Genomic DNA, 6883 nt, shown 5'->3' on the forward strand with positions numbered 1-6883 from the left:
GAGATGTGTATAAGAGACAGGATAATTACCTCTTCCCGTCCTTTATGGCGACTGCTGATTCAGAATGACAAAGGCTCAGCTTAGCAACGCATTACCCTTTAACCTTTTCCCCTTCTCCCTCTCGATCGGATTAAATTATCGCTGTAAGTACGAAAGAGCCATACAATTCGATCGACTGCAACATAATCGATCGAAAGATCGTCACGAGCGATACTAGTTGTTAAGATTAATTTAGCAGTTATCGCTCTTACTCATATCACTTTTGGGACAAGATTTATGTTAGCTAGAGTAGCTTCACTCCGTCAGTGGTTGCAGCGATGGTGGTTATATGCCAGCCTCTCGTTCCTCACTATCGGTATTGTTATCTTGGGACAGCCTCAGCTCGTGCGAGCGGCGGAATGGTGGCAAATACTGATCCAAGGTGCCCAAATTATTCAGCTATCTAATATCTCTGACTCTCAAGAAGCTAGCCTGGGAGCCGAAACCAATCGCGCCATTCTCCGCCAAGTGCGACTTTTAGAGAATCCGGCTGTAACTGGTTATGTCGATCGCATCGGCCAAAGATTAGTCAGAAATAGCGGTAGATCGAATATTAGATATACTTTCCAAGTCGTCGAAGACAATGCAATTAATGCTTTTGCGACGATGGGTGGTTACGTATATATCAATACTGGGACGATGAAAGCCGCAGATAATGAAGCACAATTAGCTGGCGTGATCGGGCATGAAATCGGACACATTGCAGGCAAGCATTCGCTCCAAAGAGTCAGACAATCAGCCATCGCTCAAGGTATCAGTACTGTAGCTGGAGTGGAACGCGATCGGATCGTGCAAATGGGCGTACAATTGGCTCTGACGCTACCTAACAGCCGTCAGGATGAATTTGACGCAGATCGTCGCGGCTTGTCAATGCTGCTTCAAACTGGGTATGCGCCTAATGGATTACCTGATTTCATGAAAAAATTAGTTACTAGTAATTCGGCTCCAGCATTTTTGAGCAGCCATCCAGCCGCTAGCGAACGGGTGACTAAGCTTCAAACTATGATTCCCGCCACCTATCGGAATCGGACTGAAGGTTTAAATGCTAGTGCTTACAAGCAAACTTTACGCAATTTCTTCTAGAAGTCTACGATGTGAATATAGTTACTATTTTGGTGAGGAGCGGGGAGCGGGGAGTTGGGAGTGTGAAATAGTAGCCTAATTTTTCATACTCCGTTGGCGAAGCCTCTCTGAAAGAGAATCCAGCAACACCGATAAATCTTTTGGTAAGGCTCCATATTGACTAATCCTTTGGTTTCAAATGTCGATCGCCACCAAAGAACTCCAACCAAGATCCGACTACTAACCAATGGATAATTACGGGAATCCAAATCGAGCCAGTAGATAGATAGGCGATCGTGCAAACTATCCCTAGCAATCCGGCTAAAGTGAGAAATCGCCAGTCCATAAATGTCGGATTGCCTAACTTGTAAAAAGTTAGCGCATTGAAGGGGTGATAGGCAATGAATAAAATTAGAGAAATTAACGACCAAATATACATATTTGGAGTTGAAACTGTCTCGATCGGGTGAGGAATTAACAATAGCCTAAATAGAATTTCTTCTATCAATGCAGGGAGAAAGAATAGGAATATCCATAAGCGCATCTGCTGCCAAATTCTGCCACCTAACTTAGGCGCGAACGCCTGGAAACTTAAGAAACCAGATTTAAATCCGATCGGTAAATTAATCGCCGCATAACTAGTTAATAAACCCAACCCTAATAAACAATCCGAACTACTTGGTAACGTGACTAGTCCCGCCCACATTCTGACGACTAATGTAGCTAAAATTGGGATTTGTCCGAACAGAATTGTTGGGGCAATTGGAGTTATATCGAGATTGACACCACCCACCTGATAGGTATTTAAAAACCAGATCGTCGCGCCGCGACTATTAAAAATCTTGGCGATGCCATCCTGCGCGCCGCGCGGTAACATCGTGCGCCAACTGACTAAGCCAGCCAGCGGATTGTCACTACTGGCAAACCCTCTATCTGAATCGATTCCAGATAATTTGGCTGCGTTTTGTTGCCAATCTTGACGCACTATTCCCAAGGGTGCGAGGGTAGTTTCTAGCTCTGCTCCTAGAGATTGCAACTCTCTAAATCTGAGAGTTTGCGGGTGCTGGGGATGAGTTGCCAGCCAAGTTTGGATCTGCGGTTGCGCGCTGACTTGAAGATTTAATTGGCGAATGGTGACGTAGAGAGCTTGATTGGCATCTTGTACGCAAGATGTGGCGGGGGTAACGCTGGCATTTCCGGTACCGTCGCCAGTGCGATAACGCGCCGCAAAAATGGTTAATTGTCGCTGCAATTCTGTCAGGGGTGAGAGCTTGATTCCCCCAAAATCATAATCTGCGGTAACGGGGGGATAGCTAATTAATAAGTCCGAAACTGGGCGAGTCCCCAACCAACCACGCTGGAGATGCCCCATGTAAGTCGCCCAATCTTGTTTACCAGCGATAATACCGTTGGGATTGTGGGCGTAGACTTGATCGTACTCGAAGTTCCACTCTAATTCGCCTGTAAATGTCGATCGAGTTACGGTTGCTATTCCATAAGCAAAATGTCCGGTGACAGTTTGCCACACCCCAGGATTGTCACCAGTTTTGCCGCCAATTCCGCCGAATAAATGAATTAATAATGCGCGATCGCCCAATCGTTCGATAGGATGCTCGGAGGATAAACCGCGAAATTTAACCTGCGATAATTGCCCTTTTTGTCGATCGATATTTTGCCAATGTTGAAGATTGAGATAGTCTAATTTGGCATTCGTGTCGGTAATTTCTCGCTGTGGTACTAGCGTAAATAAGGCGCGGGGTTGAATGGCGGTGACGGTAAATAAATTCTGACGATCGCGTTCGCCATAAATATACCACCCCTGAGAGCCTGCGGGCGATCGCTCCAAATCTCGAATCGTACTGGGTAATAAACCCGATGGCTGCGCTGGCATTTGGGGAATCCGAATCGTCTCAATTTGCCCGTTGAAGCCATGGGAATTGAGATCGTAGTGTCGGACTTTAAAATACTCATTCGGGCACCCAGAATGACCCTTACAAGCGGGCTGACGACTATTATCGGTACCGAGAATTTGCACCAGTCCTGTCATGGTACCTGCAATCTGGATCGGTTCGCGATCGATCGTCAACAGCGGAGTTTTAGAGCCACTTTCCGCAGTCAGATTTACCCCACTGAGTCTCACTAAAACATCATCTTCAGCTCTAGCACCTGCCAAAGATTGCAGCGCGCCGACAGCAGATCTACCATTGAGTCGCAGGGGATGGATGTTACCTTGTTTCTGACTGGCAATCGTACCAGCGGCAAACTTAATATCGGTAGTAACTTGGCGCACGTCGGCTGCAATCCTCGACTGTGGTTGCCATGTCAGGCGCAGAGTTTTACCAATCGTCTGGCGTGCTGTCGCTGGGGCATTTTTAATTTCGATCCATACCCAATCGCCTGGAGGGGCTGTTTCGATCTCTTGTTGGCTGGGTAGAATCGATCGCCCGATCCACTCACCGTTAGCGCGATAATTAAGACTCGGACTACTATTGTCGATCGACTTTGGCAGATTGGAAACTGCGGCGAGTTCCAACGGTATGGGTAAATTAGGCGGTAATGTATTCGCCAAAATTGCATTGTGACACCACCAGCTCCAGCAAATGCCAATGGCACAAGCTCCAATTAGCTGCCAAAATCTCACCTTCTTCACGCCGATTTATCGCAATTCGCAAATGGAACAATCTGATGTTACTATTTGACCCTTTGGAGGGGGTTTGGGGGACGGTTGCGTCCCCCAACGGGGGGTCTCCCCCCAGATCCCCCAGTTCCGGGTTCTACGGAGCTACTAACCTAAAAAGTACTAGTCCGAAATCTGTGGGTAATGGATAGCCTTTTCACGGGGGGGTAAACCCGTTAAAAACGAAGTCTAGCCGACTTGTGTACACACCGTAGCCCTACAGACCTGTAGGGGCTAGCCCTAGATTACTTGCAGCATAAAGCTGATGCGCTGCTCCAAGCTCAGCTTGGCGATCTTAGCGGCAAACTCATCTGTCTGAGACGGTAATTTATAATCAGACGGCACTTGGATGATGCTGCCCTTCTCCATTCCCTGTGAGAGCAGCAGCCAAACTTCCAACTTAGCATTAGGACTTAACGCATTGTAGGCATTGCTCGCACCCGTAGCCTTACCAGAGAGCAAATCTCGCTGTGCTTGCAGTTGTTCTTCTGGAGCTAATGCCTCGATTTGGTCGTATACTGCGTTACCAACAACTTCTACACTTTGAGGCGGTGCGGGTTGTAACTCATCTTTAATATCCAGGTAGCCGTACCAAAGTAAGCCAAGTTGAGTATCTACATCGAAGCTTTTAAATTCGTCTAAAGCTTGTTGGGTATCGGCATCGACTGTGTAAGTCATATAAACTCCAAAAAATGAATTGTGTTGCTAATTTGCCAGCTCGCCGCAGCAAGAATCTCGCTCGGCTCTATCTCAAGCTAACGAATCGATCGAGCTGAATAATCAGACAAAAGATAGAGACAACATTCACCCCTAAAGATAGATTTCAGAAGTTGAGAGATGAGAGTTGATAGTTGAGAGTTCCAATTCGATCGTTGAGTACCAAATATATCTCTCTCCTGGAAGATCGGGATTTGAGGGAGATTAACTTATAATCGCCAAGAGAATCAGGTCTGAAGCCTCCCAGTTTAGGAGGTAGGCGATGTTGGAGGTCTCTTCCAACATTTGAGTCTACCGTAGGGGAAATCAAACAAAATGATTCATTGCTTCAATCCTCTGTCTCGATCGCTGCTTGGTGGAACGCACGCGGAGGAAACCTCAGCGCGATTCCATCCGCTTTTCGCGTCGGGAAACCCGATCGTAAGAGCGAATCGCTTCACTTCAGGGGGAGGTCATTCTCAATTCAATTTTCCATTCTTGAAAAGTGTGTTATTCGACCGATCGAGGGTACGTTCGCAGCTTGCACCAATACAGAGGTTTAATACATGTTCATACCACACGGTTTCGGGCAACAATCGGTGAGTACGTCTCTAGGCCAAATCGTCTACTACACAGCCCAGGGACAGCCTTGGAATAAAGCAAGTGCAGATGCCAAGACGCTAATATTTCTGCACGCTTTAGGGGGCGGTTCATCCGCTTATGAGTGGTCGAAAGTTTATCCGGCTTTTGCCGCAGAATACCGGATTCTCGCGCCCGATCTGATTGGCTGGGGACGCTCAGAGCATCCCGCCCGCGATTACCGCGTGGAAGACTATGTAAACACGATCGTCGAATTTATCGATCGAACCTGCGATCGACCCGCGACGATCGTTGCCTCTGGCTTGACGGCGGCATTTACCGTGCGGGCGGCGGTGAAACGTCCCGAGCTGTTCGAGTCATTAATTTTGGTAACTGCTGCCGGATTGAATGACTTCGGACGCAACTATTCGCAAGATTTCTTTGCCCAGGTGGTGAAAACGCCGATTTTAGATCGCGTCTTCTACAGCACTGGGATTGCCACTTCCTTTGGAATTCGCGGTTTTCTAGAGCAACGCCAGTTTGCTAGCAGCGATCGCGTGTATCCCGAAATCGTCGAAGCCTACTTACAATCGGCACAGCAACATAACGCGGAATACGCCGCCCTAGCATTCGTTCGTGGCGATTTGAGTTTCGATCTGGCTGAATACCTGCCGCAACTCACTACCCCAACCGCGCTAATTTATGGGCAGAAAACTGAGTATACCAGTCCAGATTTAGGGCGACGCTTTACCCAGATCGCGCCTACAGCAATTCGGGCGTTTGAATACCTCAATGACACCAGACTAACACCGCACCTAGAACTTCCCGCAATGGCAATCGGTCTGATTCGGAAATTTTTACCACTGCTTCAGGAAAAATAGCCCGATTCGATCGATCGACGAGCGTACCAAATCTGACTTTCTCCTGTCGGAGAGGCTACGCCAACGGGATAAGAAATGCCTGGAGACTGGAAGTCTCCGCTCGTGATGCAAAGTCCGCCTTCGCGGACTAGAATATTAGTCCGCGAAGGCGGACTTTGCCTCGTTAGCCCCGATTTCAATCGGAGGCGGTATTAGAACGAAGCCAAAATTCTTAACCCGAACTCAGGTTATCGTACATAAATTCCACAATGTCTAAAATCCCTAGTGCGCTCCCGATCGTCACATTTCAACGAGTCGCGATCGCAGGCAAGCGACTAGCAGCCAATGTTAGCTCGATCCCGCGATCGTAGGACGTTTTGTGAATGGTACCTAAAAGTTGATGCAAAGCGGTGTCGTCAAGGATGGCTGGAGTCGTCCATAAGTAGTGCATTTCCACCAGTTCGCGCATGAACGGATCGAATAATCCCAATGCCTGTAACATCAGCTTGTTGGCTACGATCCAGCTCGGCTTGCGGTTGACGGCAGCAAAGATCCGCTCGACGAACTCTCGCTGGGTGATGGTACCAGCTCCACCAAAATGCCAGATCCGCCCGAAAGCACGCGGCTCATTTACCATTGCCAACACCACAGCACCGACATCTGGGACGAACATAAATTCATGCGGCGTATCGATCGGGCCGATTAATTGCGCCTGCTTGCCAGTTACGGCGGCTTGAAAGGCACTGTGCAAAAAACTCAGCTCGACATTGGGGCCATAAAAATCTGGCAAGCGGAGAATCGCCCCCCGAATCGACCCCGCAGCGTCGGCTTCGAGCAATACATCTTCCTGTTCTTTCCGCATTTGCCCTTTAAAAGTATGCGGCTCGCGCGGATGATTTTCCCGAATCCGCTCGGTTTGCGGTCGCCCACAGGGGTAAATCGTGCCAATTAGCAATAGTTGTTTCACTCC

At 48.2% G+C, this 6883-nt stretch carries 5 protein-coding genes; 2 read left to right on the plus strand and 3 right to left on the minus strand.

Translation table 11 applies throughout. The annotated features are described in order from the left end of the window. Window positions 1-276 precede the first annotated feature (276 nt). Window positions 277-1122, plus strand: coding sequence for a M48 family metallopeptidase (locus C7B77_RS20130; RefSeq protein ID WP_106308949.1), 846 nt, complete (start codon window positions 277-279; stop codon window positions 1120-1122). A gap of 160 nt (window positions 1123-1282) precedes the next feature. Here C7B77_RS20130 and C7B77_RS20135 read toward each other — a convergent pair whose 3' ends face one another. Continuing rightward, window positions 1283-3751, minus strand: coding sequence for a CPBP family glutamic-type intramembrane protease (locus C7B77_RS20135; protein WP_146138418.1), 2469 nt, complete (start codon window positions 3749-3751; stop codon window positions 1283-1285). 267 nt (window positions 3752-4018) lie between these two features. Beyond that, window positions 4019-4456: an orange carotenoid protein N-terminal domain-containing protein gene (locus C7B77_RS20140; RefSeq protein ID WP_106308955.1), complete on the minus strand. Its 438-nt coding sequence runs from the start codon at window positions 4454-4456 to the stop codon at window positions 4019-4021. A 584-nt stretch (window positions 4457-5040) separates the two neighbouring features. On the opposite strand from C7B77_RS20140, the gene C7B77_RS20145 reads away from it, so the two are divergent. Continuing rightward, window positions 5041-5934 (plus strand): alpha/beta fold hydrolase, encoded by an 894-nt coding sequence (locus tag C7B77_RS20145; RefSeq protein WP_106308958.1) that lies wholly within the window; start codon window positions 5041-5043, stop codon window positions 5932-5934. A gap of 286 nt (window positions 5935-6220) precedes the next feature. Here the strand turns inward: C7B77_RS20145 and C7B77_RS20150 are convergent. Next, window positions 6221-6883: NAD-dependent epimerase/dehydratase family protein (locus C7B77_RS20150; RefSeq protein WP_146138419.1), on the minus strand; the 663-nt coding region annotated here is incomplete at its 5' end.

It is taken from the genome of Chamaesiphon polymorphus CCALA 037 (assembly GCF_003003845.1).
GTDB classification, from domain to species: Bacteria; Cyanobacteriota; Cyanobacteriia; order Cyanobacteriales; family Chamaesiphonaceae; genus Chamaesiphon; species Chamaesiphon polymorphus.